The sequence below is a fragment of the Streptomyces aurantiaciflavus genome (genome assembly GCF_049808595.1).
GTDB lineage: Bacteria > Actinomycetota > Actinomycetes > Streptomycetales > Streptomycetaceae > Streptomyces.
In genome coordinates this window covers 16,982-34,708 of record NZ_JBNCAQ010000042.1, presented here as the reverse complement: position 1 = coordinate 34,708, position 17,727 = coordinate 16,982, and the positions used below count along the sequence as shown (strand labels likewise).

Annotated in this window: 7 protein-coding genes and 1 tRNA gene; 6 read left to right on the top strand and 2 right to left on the bottom strand. The window is 75.1% G+C overall.

Annotation, left to right across the window (positions count from 1 at the left end; translation table 11 throughout):
* Positions 1-101: 101 nt before the first annotated feature.
* Positions 102-175, bottom strand: a tRNA-Pro gene (locus tag ACPT94_RS35960).
* A 608-nt stretch (positions 176-783) separates the two neighbouring features.
* On the opposite strand from ACPT94_RS35960, the gene ACPT94_RS35955 reads away from it, so the two are divergent.
* The 6 genes from ACPT94_RS35955 to ACPT94_RS35930 all read left to right on the top strand — a co-directional run bounded on the left by ACPT94_RS35955 (position 784) and on the right by ACPT94_RS35930 (position 15,921).
* On the top strand, positions 784-7,821 hold the full coding sequence (locus ACPT94_RS35955) for an SDR family oxidoreductase (protein WP_425247777.1): 7,038 nt from the start codon (positions 784-786) through the stop codon (positions 7,819-7,821).
* Between the two features lie 79 nt (positions 7,822-7,900).
* Positions 7,901-12,574, top strand: coding sequence for a beta-ketoacyl synthase N-terminal-like domain-containing protein (locus ACPT94_RS35950; RefSeq protein ID WP_425247797.1), 4,674 nt, complete (start codon positions 7,901-7,903; stop codon positions 12,572-12,574).
* Positions 12,571-12,888 carry an acyl carrier protein gene (locus tag ACPT94_RS35945; protein WP_360346576.1) on the top strand — a complete coding sequence of 106 codons (318 nt, stop codon included), beginning with the start codon at positions 12,571-12,573 and terminating at the stop codon, positions 12,886-12,888. Before ACPT94_RS35950 ends, ACPT94_RS35945 begins: the two co-directional genes overlap by 4 nt.
* Before the next feature lie 2 nt (positions 12,889-12,890).
* Complete coding sequence (locus tag ACPT94_RS35940) at positions 12,891-13,703, top strand: alpha/beta fold hydrolase (RefSeq protein ID WP_360346578.1); 813 nt, start codon at positions 12,891-12,893, stop codon at positions 13,701-13,703.
* Positions 13,700-14,854, top strand: a complete 1,155-nt coding sequence (locus tag ACPT94_RS35935; protein WP_360346580.1) for a glycosyltransferase — start codon at positions 13,700-13,702, stop codon at positions 14,852-14,854. Before ACPT94_RS35940 ends, ACPT94_RS35935 begins: the two co-directional genes overlap by 4 nt.
* Positions 14,854-15,921 carry a class I SAM-dependent methyltransferase gene (locus tag ACPT94_RS35930; protein WP_360346582.1) on the top strand — a complete coding sequence of 356 codons (1,068 nt, stop codon included), beginning with the start codon at positions 14,854-14,856 and terminating at the stop codon, positions 15,919-15,921. Before ACPT94_RS35935 ends, ACPT94_RS35930 begins: the two co-directional genes overlap by 1 nt.
* Positions 15,922-16,362: 441 nt before the next feature.
* On the opposite strand, the gene ACPT94_RS35925 is transcribed toward ACPT94_RS35930, so the two are convergent.
* A complete protein-coding gene (locus ACPT94_RS35925) occupies positions 16,363-17,691 on the bottom strand; it encodes an MFS transporter (RefSeq protein WP_360346584.1) in 1,329 nt (442 codons plus the stop codon).
* Positions 17,692-17,727 lie beyond the last annotated feature (36 nt).

The following is a 17,727-nucleotide window of genomic DNA, read 5'->3' as shown; positions in this document are numbered from 1 at the left end:
CGTTCCTCCGTCCGGTCGCCCCGGCGGCACGCCGACCGACCCCGAACGTGCGAGAGGCCGGGCCGGATCGCTCCGGCCCGGCCTTCGGGCTGTCCTTCTCGTCGGGACGACAGGATTTGAACCTGCGACCCCTTGACCCCCAGTCAAGTGCGCTACCAAGCTGCGCCACGTCCCGTCGCGCTCCGCGACGGTGAACCGCCGGAACGCGCAGGTAAACCCTACCGTACGCGTGCAGGTGCCTGGGCCGGGGCCCGGTGGCCGCCGGTCCGCGGGGGGAGACGGTGCGCCGGACGGGACCAGCGGGGCCTCGCGCGTGACATTCCGTCACAGCGGTGGCCAGGCCGGTGAGGAGACGGACCGGGCGATCCGTCAACAAGGCAATCCCGGTCACTCCGGCGCCGACACACAGAATTTCCCCGCCGTCCACGCGATGCCGGAAATATAGAGTTCCGTTTCGGACATGAAGTCCATAAGAACCCAATTCCTTCGGCCGTACATGTTTCAACAACGTGAGACGAGGGTGAATCAGACTGTCCCGCAAAGCATTTGATCCGCTTTTCTCCGTCCTGGCCATGTCCCGACGCCTGACCGAATCAATGCGACCGGATACAGGCGGGTCGATGAAACGTTGACCAGTCAGTAATAACGGCACTACCTTTCACGCGTTTCGAACAAGCGCTTTAATCGGCGTTCCGCGGTGATCCGTGCCCGCTGGAATCCGGTGTGCCTCCTTTGCTGTCCCGAACCACCCACCGTGCAGGCTCACCCTTGATTCGGAGAATCATGACGTCCGCTGTGCGTTCCGAGGACATGATCATCGGCATCACTCCTTTCGGGGAACCCGACGCAGCACTCGCTCTGGCGGTCGGCCGGGCCGGCGGGCTGGGCGTGCTCGACCTGGGCGACGGAGACCGAAGCGCACGCGCGGCGCTGGCCCGGCTGCGCCGCGCCGCCCCGGGCGTGTACGGAGTCAGGGTCGGCCCGCGCTGCCGGCTGTCCCCCGCCGACCTCGAACCCGGCGGCCCCCATACGGTCGTCCTCGCCGAAGGCGCGCCCTGGTCGGTCCCGGACGCGGCCGGGCGGTACCGCGTGCTGGTGGAGGTCACCGACCTGGCGGGCGCGCGGGAGGCCGCCCGCGCCGGGGCGCACGGGCTGATCGCACGGGGCAGCGAGTGCGGCGGCCGGATCGGAGAACTCAGCACGTTCGTCCTGCTCCAGCGACTGCTCACCGCCCCCGACCTGTCGCTGCCGGTGTGGGCGTGCGGCGGCATCGGTCCTCGGACGGCCGCCGCCGCGGTCGCCGGCGGGGCGGCCGGCGTCGTCGTGGACGGACAGCTCGCGCTGCTCGCCGAGTCGGCGCTGCCCGAGCCGGCGGCCGCCACGCTGCGCACCCTGGACGGTTCGGAGACGGTCGTCCTGGCCGGTCACCGAGTCCTGCTGCGCCGCGGCCCGGACGCCCCGCGCGTCCCCGACGACGCGGGCCCCGAGGCGGTCGCGACGATGCTGGGCGCGCAGGATCCGCGCACCCAGCTGCTGCCCGTGGGCCAGGACGGCTTCCTCGCCGCCCGCTTCGCCGACCGCTGGGGCGACGTACGGCGCACGGTGCGAGCGCTCAGGGACGCGGTGCGGGACAGCGTGCGCGAGGACGGGCCCGGGCGGGCGCTGGGGGCGCGGTCCGCGATGAGCCGGGCGCTCGGCACCCGGCTGCCCGTGGCGCAGGGACCGATGACGCGGGTCAGCGACAGGGCCGCGTTCGCCGCTGCGGTCGCCTCGGACGGGGCGCTGCCGTTCCTCGCGCTGGCGCTGGCCGACGGCGAACGGACCCGGGCGATGCTGGCGCGGACCCGGGAGGCGGTGGCCGGCCGGCCCTGGGGCGTCGGCGTGCTCGGCTTCGCGCCGGAGGACGTACGGGCCGCCCAGCTGGAGGCCGTACGGGAGCTGCGGCCGACGCACGCGATCATCGCGGGCGGACGGCCGTCGCAGGCGCAGGCGTTGGAGCGGGACGGCATCCGCACCTTCCTGCACGTGCCCTCGCCGGGGCTGCTGCGGCAGTTCCTCCAGGCCGGGGCGCGCCGGTTCGTGTTCGAGGGCGCCGAGTGCGGCGGGCACGTCGGACCGCGTGGCAGCTTTCCGCTGTGGGAGGCCCAACTCGCCGTCCTGGAAGACTTCTTGGGCGAGGGGGACGCCACCGACGTCGAGGTGTTCTTCGCGGGCGGGGTGCACGACGAGCGGTCGGCGGCGATGGTGGCCGCGCTCGCCGCACCGCTCACCGCGCGCGGGGCGGCCGTCGGCGTGCTGATGGGCACCGCGTACCTGTTCACCGAGGAGGCGGTGGCGCACGGCGCGATCCAGCCCCTCTTCCAGCGCCAGGTGGTGGCCGCGGAGCGCACCACGCTGCTGGAGTCGGCGCCCGGTCACGCCACGCGCTGCGTGCCCAGCCCCTTCACCGCCGGATACCGCGAGGAGGAGGCCCGGCTGCGCGCGCAGGGCGTGCCCGACCGGCGGATCTGGGAGGAGCTGGAACGGCTCAACGTCGGCCGGCTGCGCATCGCCGGCAAGGGCGTGACCCGCGCCGCGGACGGCTCGCTCGTACCCGTCGACGAGCGACGCCAGCTCGCCGAGGGGATGTTCATGGCCGGGGAGGTGGCCGTGCTGCGCTCGACGACCACGACGGTCGCCGCCCTGCACGCGTCGGTGACGGCCGGCGCGGCCGAGTTCCTGTCCCGGCGGGCGGCCGAACTGGGCCTGACGACGCCCGCCGAGCAGCCGGAGCCACCGGCGCCGCTCGACATCGCCGTCGTCGGCATGGCCTGCATGTTCCCGCAGGCACCCGACCTGGCCGCCTTCTGGGCGAACATCGTCGGCGGCCACGACGCCGTCACCGAGGTGCCGCCGCAGCGCTGGGACCCGGCCGTCCACCACGGCGTGTCCACCCCGTCGAAATGGGGCGGCTTCCTGCCCCCCATCCCCTTCGACCCGCTGCGCTACGGCATCCCGCCCGCCTCCCTCGGGTCCGTCGAGCCGGTCCAGCTGCTGTCCCTGGAGGCCGCCCGGCGCGCCCTGGAGGACGCCGGATACGGCGACGGGGGGCGGGAGTTCGACCGCTCCCGCGCCTCGGTGGTGTTCGGCGCGGAGGCGGGCAGCGACCTGTCCAACGCGGCGACGCTGCGGGCGGTCCTGCCCTCGTACCACGGGACGGTCCCGGCGGGCCTGGACGAACAGCTCCCGCGGCTCACCGAGGACTCCTTCCCCGGCATGCTCGCCAACGTCATCTCCGGCCGGATCGCCAACCGGCTCGACCTCGGCGGCGCCAACTACACCGTGGACGCCGCCTGCGCCTCCTCGCTGGCCGCGGTCGACGTCGCCTGCAAGGAACTCGTCGGCGGCACCAGCGACGTGGTGCTGTGCGGCGGCGCCGACCTGCACAACGGCATCAACGACTACGTCCTCTTCTCCTCCGTGCACGCCCTCTCCCCCACCGGCCGCTCCCGCGCCTTCGACGGCTCCGCCGACGGCATCGCCCTCGGCGAGGGCGTGGCCTGCGTCGTCCTCAAGCGGCTCGCGGACGCCGAACGCGACGGCGACCGGATCTACGGCGTCATCAAGGGCCTCGGCTCCTCCAGCGACGGCCGCTCCCTCGGCCTGACCGCACCCCGCCCCGAAGGGCAGCGGTCGGCACTGGAACGGGCCTACCGCAACGCGCGCGTCTCCCCGGCCGACGTCGGGCTCGTCGAGGCCCACGGCACCGGCACGGTGGTCGGCGACCGCACCGAACTGCACGTCCTCGGCGAGGTGTTCACCGCCGCCGGCGCGGAGGCGGGCGGCTGTGTCATCGGTTCGGTGAAGTCGCAGATCGGGCACACCAAGTGCGCCGCGGGTCTGGCCGGGCTGATCAAGACCCTGCTGGCCCTCCACACGGGTGTGCGCCCACCGACGCTGCACGTCGAGGCGCCCAACGCGGCCTGGGACGCGGACAGCAGCCCGTTCGCCTTCCACACCGAGGCCCGGCCCTGGGCCGCGCCCCCGGAGGAACGCCTCGCCGGAGTCAGCGCGTTCGGCTTCGGCGGCACCAACTTCCATGTGGTGCTGGGCGCTCACGCCGACGGCGTGCCACCGGTGAGCGGGCTGGACACCTGGCCGGCCGAGTTGTTCGTCTTCCGCGGACGCGACGAGAAGGCGGCCCACCGCGCGATGCAGGAGCTGCTGAGTGCCGCCGAGGCGGAGGGGCGGCCGTGGCGGCTGCGGGACCTCGCGCTGAGCGCGGCACGACGGGCGGACGCGAGCGGGGACCCGGCTCAGGTCGCGATGGTGGCGACCGATGTGGACGACCTGGTGGAGAAGCTGCGGGGCGTACTTGCGGGGACGGACGAGCACGCCCCGGCGCGAGGGGTCCGTACGGCGGCCCGGCACACCCCGGTCACCGGCGGGCCCGCCGCCCCTGACCCCGCCGCGCCGCTGGACGGCGCCACCGCAACGCCCGTGCCCGGCAAAGTCGCCTTCCTCTTCCCCGGCCAGGGCAGTCAGCGCGTCGGCATGCTCGCCGAGTTGTTCGTCGCCCTTCCCGAGCTGCGGCCCTGTCTGGAGCTCGGGCGCGCTCACGCGGGCGTGATGTATCCGCCCGCCGCCTTCGACGACACGGTGCGCGATCGGCAGCGGGCCGCGCTGACCGACACACGCGTCGCACAGCCGGCTCTCGGCATCGCCGGGCTCGCCGCGTACGCCGCGCTCACGGCGGCCGGGGTGCGGCCCGACATGGCCGCCGGGCACAGCTACGGCGAGCTGGTCGCCCTCTGCGCGGCCGGCGCCCTCGCCCCCGAGACGTTGCTGGAGCTGAGCTCGGAGCGGGCGGCGGCCATCCTCGAAGCGGCCGGCTCCGCGGGGGAGGAACCCGGGACCATGGCGGCGGTCGCGGCCGGCGCGGAGGACGTCACCCGGGCCCTGAAGGCGGCGGGCGCGCCCGGCTCCGTCGTCGTCGCCAACCGCAACTCGCCGCGGCAGACGGTGATCTCCGGGCCGTCGGACGCGGTCACCGAGGCTGTACGACGGTTGCGCGAGGCGGGTCTCGCCGCCCCGCCCCCCCCCGCCGCCGCCGCCCCCCCCCGCCGGGGGGGCGCCGCCCCCGCCCCCCGCTTCGCCCGGGCCCTCGCGGCTCACCCGGTGCACGCGCCCGAGTTCCCGGTGTGGTCCAACCGCACGGCCGCTCCCTACGCCCCCGACGCGGACGCGGTGCGGGCCGAACTCGCCGCCCAGATCGGCGCCCCGGTCGCCTTCGCCGAGCAGATCGAGGCGATGTACGAGGCCGGGGCGCGCGTCTTCGTGGAGGCGGGCCCCGGGTCGGTGCTGACCCGGCTGGTCGGGCAGATCCTCGGCGACCGCCCGCACACCACCGTGGCCTGCGAGCCCCGCCCCGGCGACGGTCTGCGCGGCTGGCTCGACGCCCTGGCCGGACTCGCCGTCGCGGGAGTGCCAGTGCGCACCGGCCGGCTGCTGCGCGGACGGGACGCCGTCGACGCGGTGCGTACACCCGTGCCGAAGCGTCCCGGCTGGACGGTGGACGGGCAGCTCGTCCGTACCGCCGCCGGCGACCTCCTTCCCGGTGCGCTCGCACCGGCCCGACGAGTCGTGGACCCCGTCGAAAGGACTGTGCCGACTGTGACGACCAACCCCCCGCACGGCGTTCCGTCCGACCGGGACGCGCTCATCTCCGAATTCCTGCGCACCAGCCGGGAGATGATCGCCGCCCAACGGGACGTGCTGCTGACCTACTTCGGGGCGGCACCCGGAGCGACGGTCGCCTCGCCCGTGCTCGTGGACGCGCCCGCACCCGTGTTGCAGGCCGTACCCGCCGTACCGGCCGTACCCGCTGTACCGGCCGCGCGTCAGAGCCCGGCCGTCGCCTCGGAGTCGGAACCCGCGCCGCCGCAGGCGCCCACCGGCCCCGCCGACGTCCAGCAGGTGGTCCTGGAGATCATCAGCGAGCGCACCGGCTACCCGATCGACATGATCGAGCCCGATCTCGACCTGGAGGCGGACCTCAGCATCGACTCCATCAAGCGGGCCGAGATCGCCGGAGAGCTCGCCAGACGCCTCGGCGCCGGGGACGGCGCCGACCTCACCTCCCTGGACGACGCGGAGCTGGAGGAGCTGGCGAAGGCCCGCACCGCGGCGGCGGTGACCGACTGGCTGACGGCGCGGCTGGGCGAGCCGGCGTCATCCGGGGGCCACCCCGGACCGGGCAGCGCCGTCGGGTCGGAGGGTCCTGTCGGGTCGGAGGGTCCCGTCGGGTCGGCCCGGCCGGCTCCGGTGACGCCCGCCCCGGTCGAACCCTCCGCTCCCGCCTCCGAGGACGTCGCCGGCGAGCCGCCCCGCCGCCACATCCTCCGCCCGGTCCTGCTCGACGGCCCGGACGCCCCCTCCGACCCCGCTTCCCTGCTCTCCGGCACCCGCTGGACCGTCCTCGGCGACGGCCCCGACGTCGCCGCACGCCTCGAGGCGTCGGGCGCCGACGTCGTCGTACGCGGCCGGGACCATGTGCTGAGCGACGCGGACGGGTCGGTGGACGGTGTGGTGTACCTGGGTGCGCTCGCGGGCGGCGACGACGCGGTGCTGCCGGACGCGTTCCCCGTCCTGAAGGCGGCCCTGGGGCGGGGCCCGCGCTGGCTGCTGGCCCCGCGGCCCGCCGACGGGGAGGCGCCGGACCCGCGCTCGGCGGGGCTGCGCGGGCTGTTCCGCACCGTGGCGCGTGAGTATCCGGAGACGGTGGCGCGGGTCGTCGACCTGGCCGACGTCTCACCGGGCGCCGTCGCGGACGCGGTGGTCGCGGAGGCCGTCGCGCCGGACCGTACGCCGGTCGTGCTGCGGACGGCGGCCGGGCGGCACGGGTTCGAGCTGGTGGAGGCGCCGCTCGGCGCGCTCGGCAGCACGGGGGCCGGGCCGGCCGGGGACGGCGCCGCCGAGGCCGCCGCGCTGGGCCTGGACCGGGACTCGGTGGTGGTGCTGGCGGGCGGGGCGCGGGGCATCACCGCGCAGTTCGCCGCCGCGCTCGCCGGGGCCGCCCGCTGCCGGCTGGAGCTGCTCGGCCGTACGCCCGCGCCGGACGGCCCCGAGGACGCGGACACCGCCGCCGCACGCACCCCGGCCGAGCTGCGCGCGGCGCTCGCCGCGCGGGGCGGCGGGAAACCGGCCGAGATCAACCGCGCCGCCGAACTCCTGCTGGCCCAGCGGGAGATCAGGGCGACGCTCGACGAGCTCACCGCGCTGGGCAGCCGCGTCCGCTATCGCTCGGTCGACTTCCGCGAGCCCGAGGCGGTGCTCCAGGCGGTGAAGGAGATCCACGCCGAGCACGGCCGCCTCGACGGAGTGGTCCACGCGGCCGGAGTGATCGAGGACCGGCTGATCGCGGAGAAGACCCCCGAGTCCTTCCAGCGGGTCTACGGCACGAAGGCGACCGGCGCCCACGCCCTGCTCACGGCGTTGGAGGAGCTGTCCGCCCACCCCGCGTTCACGGTGCTGTTCGGCAGCATCTCGGCCGTCCTGGGCAACCGGGGCCAGGTGGACTACGCGGCCGCCAACGACGCCCTGGAGACCCTCGGCGCGGCCTTCGCCGCCCGCACCGGGCGCCGGGCGCTGACCGTGCACTGGGGGCCGTGGGCGCCCGCGGCCGGTCACACCGGCATGGTCGGCGCGGAGCTGGCCCGCGAGTACGCCCGGCGCGGCATCCGGCTGATCGACCCCGAGGAGGGCATCGCGGCGCTGCTGCGGGAGCTGGCCTGGGGCGAGGAGTCCGCGACCGCCGTCGTCCACACCGCCTCGGGCTGGTGACGACCACGTGACATACCGTCAGTTTGCCACCGACCGTCAGGGGGCCACCGACCGTCAGGTGCCGGTCGCCGTCGTCGGCATGGCCGTGCTGCTGCCGGGCGCCGCCGACCTCGACGCGTACTGGCGGAACCTGCGGGACGGCGTGGACGCGATCGGCGACGTGCCGGAGGGGCGCTGGGACGCCGACTACTACCGTCCCGGCACCGCCTCCGAACCGGCCGCCGCCGACCGGGTGTACGCCCGGCGGGGCGGGTTCGTGGACGGGCTGGCGCGCATCGAGGTCACCCGGTTCGGGATCATGCCGAACTCGGTCGCCGGCACCGAGCCCGACCAGCTCATCGCGCTCCACGTGGCAGCCGCCGCCCTCGACGACGCGGGCGGCGTGGACCGCCTTGCCGACCGGGGGCGCGTCGGTGTCGTCCTCGGTCGCGGCGGCTACCTCACGCCCGGCCTGGTCCGACTGGACCAGCGGGTGCGTACGGCGGGACAACTCGTCCGCACGCTGGGCGAGTTGCTGCCCGATCTGACCGACGACCAACTGGCCCGGGTCCGGGCGGCGTTCACCGACCGCCTCGGCCCCGACAGTCCGGAGTCGGCGATCGGGCTGGTGCCCAACCTCGCCGCCTCCCGGGTCGCCAACCGGCTCGATCTGCGCGGCCCCGCGTACACCGTGGACGCCGCCTGCGCCTCCTCCCTGGTCGCCGTCGACCAGGCGGTGGGCGAACTGGCCACGGGCCGCTGCGACGTGATGCTCGCCGGAGGCGTCCACCACTGCCACGACATCACCCTGTGGAGCGTCTTCTCCCAGCTGCGCGCCCTCTCCCCCAGCCAGCGCATCCGCCCCTTCCACCGGGCCGCCGACGGCATCCTGATCGGCGAGGGCACGGGCGTGGTCGTCCTCAAGCGGCTCGCCGACGCCGAGCGCGACGGCGACCGGATCTACGCCGTCGTCCGGGGCACCGGAGTGGCCAGCGACGGCCGGGCGGCCGGTCTGGTCAACCCCGATCCGGGCGGTCAGGCGCAGGCGGTACGGCAGGCCTGGCGGGCCGCCGGACTCGATCCGGCCGCGCCGGGCTCGGTCGGTCTGCTGGAGGCGCACGGCACCGCGACCCCGGCCGGTGACAGCGCCGAACTGACGACGCTGGCCGAGGTGTTCGGACCCGGCGACGGGGAACCGGCGGTGCTGGGCTCGGTCAAGTCGATGATCGGGCACACGATGCCCGCCGCCGGGGTGGCCGGCCTGGTGAAGGCCGCGCTCGCCGTCCATCACGGCACGCTGCTGCCGACGCTGCACTGCGACGACCCGCATCCCGCGCTGGCCCGCACCCGCTTCCGGACCCTGGAGGAGGCGGCGCCCTGGGAGACCACCCCCGAGCAGCCGGTGCGCCGGGCGGCGGTCAACGCGTTCGGGTTCGGCGGGATCAACGCGCACGTCGTGCTGGAGGAGGCGCCGGGGGCACGCACGCCCACACGGCCCCGCGCGAGCGCGGGACGGACGGCGGGCACAGGCACGGCAGGCACGTCGGGTGCGTCGGACACGTCGGTCCCCGTGGCCACCTCGGTCACAGGGGTCACCTCCGTCGCCGAACCCGAGCCCGTCCTTCTCCTCGCCGCCGACTCCCCCGGCCGTCTCGCCGCCCTTCTGGACGCCGACGACGCCACCGTGCGCGCCGCGGGCCTCGACCCCGCCCGCCCGCACCCGCAGGCCGGTCCGGTCCGGCTGGGCATCGTCGACCCCACCGCCAAACGGCTCGCCCTCGCCCGGCGCGCGGTCGCCAAGCAGCGGGCCTGGCACGGCCGCGGCGACGTCTGGTTCCGGCCGGGTCCCCTGCTGGGCGTCGGCCACGGAAAGCTGGCGTTCCTCTTCCCCGGCCTGGAAGGCGACTTCACCCCCCGCGTGGACGACGTCGCCGCCCGCTTCGGCCTGCCGGCGCCGGCGATCGACGACGACCGGGTCGGCGACGTCGGCCGGCACGGTCTCGGAGTCGTGGCCGTCGGCCGTCTCCTCGACACCGCGCTGCGCCGGACGGGGATCGTGCCGGACGCGGTCGCCGGGCACAGCGTGGGCGAGTGGACGGCGATGGCGGCGGGCGGGCTGTACTCGGGGAACGAGGTCGACGCCTTCATGGCGGCCTTCGATCCGGACGCCGTGACCGTGCCGGGCCTCGCCTTCGGGGCGATCGGCGCGCCCGCCGAACGGGTGCTGGCCGCCCTGCGCGACGAGGGCTGGGCCGAGAAGGGGCTGGTGCTCTCCCACGACAACGCGCCCGGCCAGTCGATGGTGTGCGGCCCGGAATCGGCCGTGGACGACTTCGTGCGGGCGTTCCGCTCCCGGGGTGTGCTCTGTCAGGTGCTGCCGTTCCGGTCCGGCTTCCACACGCCGATGCTGGAACCCCACCTCGGCCCGATCAAGGAGGCCGCCGACCGCTTCCGGCTGCACCCGCCGCACACGCCCGTGTGGTCGGGCACGACCGCCGCGCCGTTCCCCGAGGACGAGGCGCGGGCCCGGGACCTGTTCGTCCGGCACCTGCTGGAACCCGTCCGGTTCCGGCAGCTGACCGAGGCCCTGTACGCGGCGGGCCACCGGGTGTACGTCCAGGTCGGCCCCGGACGGCTCGGCTCCCTCGTCGGCGACACCCTCGGCGGCCACGACCACCTGGTCGTCCCCGCCAACTCCCCGCACCGCACGGGCCTCGCCCAGCTCCGCCGGGTGGCGACCGCGCTGTGGACGGCCGGAGCATCGGTGGCCCCGGCGCTGACCCGGACCGCCTCCCCGTCCGCCGCCCTGCGGCCCGGACGGCCACCGGTCCGACTGGACCTGGACGGCGCCCTGGTGTCCCTCGCGCCCGAGAAGCTGGGCGAACTGCGCACGGAACTGCGGCCCGCCCGCACGGCGAGCCCCGTGGCCGGCTCGCCCCTGGACGCCCTCGCCTCCCGTTCCCCGATCGCCGCCGAACTCAGCGCGCTGCTCCACGACACGGCGGACACGGCGGCCGCCCTCATGACCGCGCCGACGCGCACCCGGGTGCGGGCCCCGTCCGCGTCGCCCCCGGCAACACCCCCCACACCGGTCCCGGCGCCGGCGCTCACCCCCCACCACACCACCGTCCGTGTCTCCCCCGAGACCATGCCGTACCTCCTGGACCACTGCTTCTTCCCGCAGCGGCCCGGGTGGCCCGACGTGGCGGACCGGTGGCCGGTGGTCCCGGCGACGACGATCGTGCAGCACATCGTGGACACGGCACGGGCGGCCGCCCCCGGCCGGGTGCCGGTGGCCGTGCACGGGGCGCGGTTCGAGGAGTGGCTCACCGCCACGCCCGCCGTCGACGTCCCGGTGACCGCGACCCCCGAGGGCCCGGACCGGCTGGCGGTGTCCTTCGGACCCCGGGCCCGCGCCACCGTCGAACTCGCCGCCCACCCGTCCCCACCGCCCGCTCCCTGGTCCACCGATCCCGCCGCCGAACGCACCCCGGACCACACCGCCGCCCAGCTCTACGACGACCGCTGGATGTTCCACGGCCCGGCGTTCCGCGGCGTCACCGAACTCACCGCGATCGGCGACCGGCACGTGCGAGGCGTGATCACGACGCCGCCGGCGCCCGGCGCGTTGCTGGACAACGTCGGCCAGATCCTCGGCTACTGGATCATGGCGACCCGCGCCGAGCGGACCGTCGTGTTCCCGGTCGGGATGCGGGAGATGCGTTTCCACGGCCCCCATCCCGAGCCCGGCACCGAGGTCGCGTGCCTGGTCCGGATCACCTCGCTCAGCGACGCCTTCCTGGAGGCCGACGTCCAGCTGACGGTCGACGGCACCGTGTGGGCCGAGCTGTACGGCTGGCAGGACCGGCGCTTCGACAACGATCCGAAGACCCGTCCCGTCGAGCGCTTCCCGGAGCGCAACACCCTCTCCGAGGCCCGGCCGGGCGGCTGGACCCTGCTCCACGAACGCTGGCCGGACCTGGCCTCCCGCGAGCTGATCATGCGCAACTCCCTCGGCGGCGCGGAGCGTTCGCAGTACGCCGAGCACGCCCCGCGCGGGCGCCGGCAGTGGCTGCTGGGCCGGATCGCGGTCAAGGACGCCGTACGGCAGTGGCTGTGGGAGCACGGCGAGGGGCCGGTCTTCCCGGCGGAGCTGCGGGTGCACAACGACGAGGTGGGGCGCCCGTACGTCACCGGCGTGCACGGCCGCGTCCTGCCCTCGCTGGACGTGTCGCTGGCCCACTGCGCCGAGGCGGGCGTCGCGATCGTACGGCCCCACACTCCCGGTCCGGGCCCCGGCATCGACGTCGAGGAGGTCACCGACCGCAGGCCGGAAGCCCTGGCCACCGCCCTCGGCGCGGACGAACTCGGCCTGCTGCACGACCTGTCGACGTCCACCGGCGACTCCGAGGCCCTGTGGTTCACCCGTTTCTGGGCGGCGAAGGAGGCGGTCGCCAAGGCGGAGGGCACGGGATTCGGCGGCCGGCCCAGGGACTTCGTCGTCCTCGACGCGACGCCTGACGGCGAACGGCTGACCGTCGCGGGCCGCCTGGAACGCGCCTACACCGTGCACTGCGCACCGGCCGCCAACCCGCCCGGACTGCCCGACCGGGAGTACGTCGTGGCCTGGACGACGGGCCCCGCTCAGACGGTCCCCGCACAGACGGTCTCCGCCCGGACGGTCCGAACGCAGACGGTGCGCACGCCGACGGCGCGCCCGCAGACGGTCCCCGCTCAGACGGCCCCCGCTCAAGCGAAGGAGTACGACCGATGACCCCCCACACCCCCGTCACCGCCGACGAGGAGACCGTCCTCGCCGACCTCACGGCCATGCTCGCGCGGCTCCTGGAGGACGAGTACGGCCTCGACGACGTCGAGATCGGCATGCACACCACGTTCAACCGCGACCTGGAGCTGGAGAGCATCGACCTGGTGACCCTGGCCGGGCTGCTGGAGGAGCGGTACGGCGACCGGGTCAACTTCGCCGAGTTCCTCGCCGGCATGGAGTTCGACGAGATCATCGAGCTGACCGTCGGACGGCTCGTCGAATACGTCGTGACGAGTCCGAAGGCCGCGGAGGCGAGCTGACCATGGCGATGGTCGACACCGGCGCCGTCCGGTTGCACGCGCAGAGGATGGGCCCGCGGAACCGCCCGGCCACCGCCACCGTGGTGCTGGTGCACGGCCTGCTCACCGACAGCCTGGCCAGCTACTACTTCACCGTGGCCCCCGCGTTCGCGGCCGCCGGCCTCGACGTCGTGATGTACGACCTGCGCGGCCACGGCCGCAGCGAACGCCCCGCCGACGGCTACACCCTGGACCACAACATCGACGACCTGGAGGCGCTCCTGGACCGGCTGGAGGTGACCGGTCCGGTGCATCTGGTCGGCAACTCCTACGGCGGCACGATCGCGTTCGGCTACGCGGTGCGGCACCCGGAGCGGGCGGCCGGCGTCACACTGATCGAGTCGGAACCGGCCACCGCCGCCTGGGCGGTGAAGCTGGGCGGCATCCTGCACCGGGTGGTGCACCAGCTGGCGTACAACGAGCCCGACGCGATCACCTGGATCACCGCCCACCGCGGCCACAACACGGCCCGCCTGGCCAGGGGCGCGGCCCGGCTCGCCCGCGAGACCACCCTGGGCCGCGACATCCCGGCCAGCCGGGTGCTGACGGAGGAGCAGATCAGGTCGGTGCGCTGCCCGGTGCTCGGCGTGTACGGCGGCGACTCCGACCTCGCCGAACTCGGGCCCTGGCTGGAGTCGTTGCTGCCGGACTGCCGGACCGTGGTGCTTCCGGGGCACGAGCACTCCGTGCTGGTGGAGGCGGCCCAGGCCGTGGGCGGTCACATCCTGGAGCTCGTGCGGGGCGCCGAGCCGGCGGGCGTGGCGGAGGCACGGTGAGCCGGTTCCTGTTCGTCGTGCCGCCGTTGACCGGGCACATCAATCCCACCGTGGGCGTCGCCGCGGAACTGGCCGCGCTCGGGCATCGGGTGGCGTGGGTGTGCGCCGATCCCGGGCTGGTCCGGCGGCTCGTGGGCGACGGGGCCGAGGTGTTCGCGTGCGCCGGGGTCCCGGAGGGGAGCCGGCCGCCCGAGCTGCGCGGGCCGGAGGCCCTGAAGTTCCTGTGGGAGTGGTACCTGCTGCCGCTGGCCGAGGCGATGGCGCCGGGGGTGCGGGCGGCCGTCGCGGAGTTCCGGCCCGACGTGGTGGTCGCCGACCAGCAGGCCTTCGCGGGCGCGCTGGTCGCGGAGCGGCTGGGGGTGCCGTGGGCGACCTCGGCGAGCACCTCGGCCGAGTTCACCGATCCGCTGGCCGGGCTGCCCAAGGTCCGGCAGTGGCTGGACGATCGGCTGGCCGGCCTGCGGGCCGCGGTCGGGGATCCGGCGGGCACCGCCGACCCCAGGTTCTCGCCGCACCTCGTGCTCGCCTTCAGCACACCGGAGCTGGCGGGTCCGGCCGAGGCGGTGCGGTGGGTCGGTCCCTCGATCGCGGCCCGCCCCACCGCGTCCGGCTTTCCCTGGGAGTGGCTCGACGCCGGCCGCGCCACCGTGCTGGTCACGCTCGGCACCGCGAACACCGACGTCGGCGGCCGTTTCCTCGGCGAGTGTGTGAGCGCGCTGCGGGAGCGGGCGGACCGGGTGCAGGGGGTGGTCGTCGACCCGGGCGGAACCCTGGGCGGGGGCGCCGACGACAAGGACGTCCTGGTGGTGCCCTTCGTCCCCCAGCTCGCCCTCTTGGAGAGGGCGGCCGCGGTGGTCTGCCATGCCGGGCACAACACCGTGTGCGAGGCCCTGTGGCACGGGGTTCCGCTCGTGGTGGCGCCCATCCGTGACGACCAGCCGGTCGTGGCCGGGCAGGTCGCGGACGCGGGCGCCGGGGTGCGGGTGCGCTTCGGCCGGGTCACCGCGCACAGGCTGGGCGCCGCCCTCGACGCCGTCCTGGACGAACCCGGGTACCGCGCGGCGGCCGACCGGATCCGTACGGCCTTCCGTGCCGCCGGCGGCGCATCCGCCGCGGCGGCCCGTCTCGACGAACTGGCCAGGGAGTTGTGATGAGCGACGAGACCAAGCCCACCGAGCGGATCGCCGCGCTGCGCCCCGGCTACCAGGCCGACCTCGCGGCCGGGCCGGACCGCTTCTTCGAGCCCCGGCGCACCACCTGCCCCTGGTGCGGCTCGGACCGCCTGACCACACGGCTGCGCACCACCGACCTGCTCCAGCACAAGCCGGGCCGCTTCGTCCTGGACCGCTGCGAGGGGTGCGGCCACACCTTCCAGAATCCTCGGCTGAGCCCGGCGGGGCTGGAGTTCTACTACCGGGACTTCTACGACGGGCTCGGCGAGAAGAAGCTCGGCGACACCTTCGGCGGGCGTACGAAGATGTACCGGGGCCGGGCCGAGTCGATGCTGCCGCACGACCCCGAGCCGAAGACCTGGCTGGACGTCGGCACCGGGCACGGTCACTTCTGCGCTGCCGCCCGGGAGGTGCTGCCGGGGACGACGTTCGACGGGCTCGACTTCACCGACGGCGTCGAACTCGCCGAGCGGGAGGGCCGGGTGGAGCGCGGCTACCGGGGCGGTTTCCCCGAGCTGGCACCGGAACTCGCGGGCCGCTACGACGTGGTGAGCATGTTCCACTACCTGGAGCACAGCACCGACCCCGACCGCGAGCTGCGCGCCGCGAAGGAGGTGGTCCGGCCCGGCGGGCACCTCCTCATCGAGGTCCCGGACCCGCAGAGCCGCTACGCCCGCCTCCTCGGCCGCTGGTGGCTGCCCTGGCTCCAGCCGCAGCACCTGCACTTCGTGCCGGTGGCCAACCTGCGGGCGCGGCTGACGGACCTGGGCTTCACGGTGGTGGCGGAGCAGCACGCCGAGCCGCACGACCCGGTGGACCTGCTGGCCGCCGTGTGGCTGGCGCTGGACCACGTGGCGCCGCGCGACGACGCGCCGTGGCTGCCCGAACCGCCGAACGCGCTGCGCCGCACGCTGCGTGGGGCGCTGCTGGTCGCCGGGATCCCCGCGCTGGTCGCGGGCACGCTCCTCGACCGCTTCGCGGTCCGGCCGCTGTCGCACCGGCTGGGCGTGTCCAACGCCTACCGGCTGGTGGCGCGCCGGGACTGAGCCGAGCCTGAAGCGCGCAGGAAGTCGTACGCCCCTGCGCGTGGCGGCGACCTGTGGTGTACGGCTCGTCGCACCACGCGGCGGAGCCGCATGTCGACACAGTCCCGTGAGCTCTGGGGTGGGCAGGGGCGCCCTGGCTTTTCGGCTCGCTCGGTGAGGTCGCGCCACACCTTCGGTGCCATCGGGACGCCCTGGTCTCCGCGCTCGGCGGCCACCGCCGCGCCGCGCTCGCCGGGGTGGAAGACCCCTCGGTGGCCGGCAGGCCCTTGAGGGTGCCGGGGCGTGAGCGACGGTCCGGGCGTGCCGAGCCCCTCCACCCGGCCCGCCCTTTTGCCCACCGCGCCCCGCACCGAACGCCGGCTCCGCACCTCGGTCGTGCGGTGGCCGGCGTTCTGGCTCGTCCCCCGGGGCCGGGCAGCCCCTGACCGGCTGCCCGGCGGCTCAGTGCGCGGCCAGCAGGTCCTGCTGCCGGCCGGCCCGGTCGGTCGGCTCAGTGCCGCGCAGGGCGGCGATGCCGATGAAGACCGTGGAGGAGACGCCGGCCAGGGCGAAGGCGGTGAAGCCCCAGTCGCCGTGGTCCGCGGCGAGGAGCCGGCCGCCGAGCCACGGGCCGAAGACCGCGCCGAAGCGGCCCATGCCGGAGGTCCAGCCGACGGCGGTGGCACGGTTGTCGGGGTGGGAGCGGATGGAGACGGTCGCGTAGATCATCGTCTGGGCGCTGTTGAGGAAGACGCCCGTGAGGAAGACGACGATCATCGTCACGGTCATCGGCATGTGGACGCTGAGCAGGAAGACGCCGGCGGCGGTCAGCGCGAACCAGATCGCCGAGATGCGCGGGGCGCCGAAGCCGTCGGCGGCGCGGCCCGCGACCAGCATGCCCACGATGCCGCCGAGGTTGAAGACGACGACGAAGGACAGCGCGGAGCCCAGCTCGTAGCCCTCGGCGCGCATCAGGGTGGGCAGCCAGGTGGCGACGCCGTAGACGAGGAGGAGGCCGCCGAAGGAGGCCGGCCAGTACAGCAGGGTCTGGATCCACTCGCCGCCGCGGAAGAGGTGGACCAGGTTGGCCCAGCGGTCCGCCGCGCCCTCCTTGCCGGCCTTGGCGGCGGGCAGCTCGACGTCGTGGCGGGCGGCCAGTTCGCGGGCCTCCTCGGTGCGGCCCTTGGCGACGAGGAAGCTCAGCGACTCGGGCAGGAACCTGGCGAGGACCGGGGCGAAGAGCAGCGGCAGCACGCAGACCCAGAACGCGGCACGCCAGCCGACCGGCTCCACGAGCCACTTGGCGACGTACGCGGAGAGGATGCCGCCCGCGTGGTGGGCGGTCATCAGCAGGCCGATGACGAGGGCGCCGCGGCCGCGCGGGGCGTAGTCGGAGACCATGCTGATCGCGGTTGGCAGCAGGCCGCCGAGGCCGATGCCCGCCAGGGTCCGGCCGAGGCCGAAGACGGCGACGCCGTCCGCCACCGCGCACACCGCGGAGGCCAGCGAGAAGAGGGTCACGCAGGCGACCATCAGCTTCTTGCGCCCGATCCGGTCGGCGACGGTGCCCGCGGCGAGGGCGCCGACCAGCATGCCGAAGGTGGCGTAGCTGCCGAGGTCGCCGGCCTGGTCCGGGGTGAGGCCGAAGGTCTTCGTGGCGAGCAGGTGCGGCAGCACCGAGCCGTAGATGAACATGTCGAGGCCGTCGAAGAGGACGGCCAGCCAGCACAGGCCGACGGCCAGGAAGGCCAGTCTGCTGCCGCGGGCGGAAAGGGAGGGGGAGGAGGACATCCTTGTTTTCCTCTCGTGCGGGCGGGGTGCCCCGAC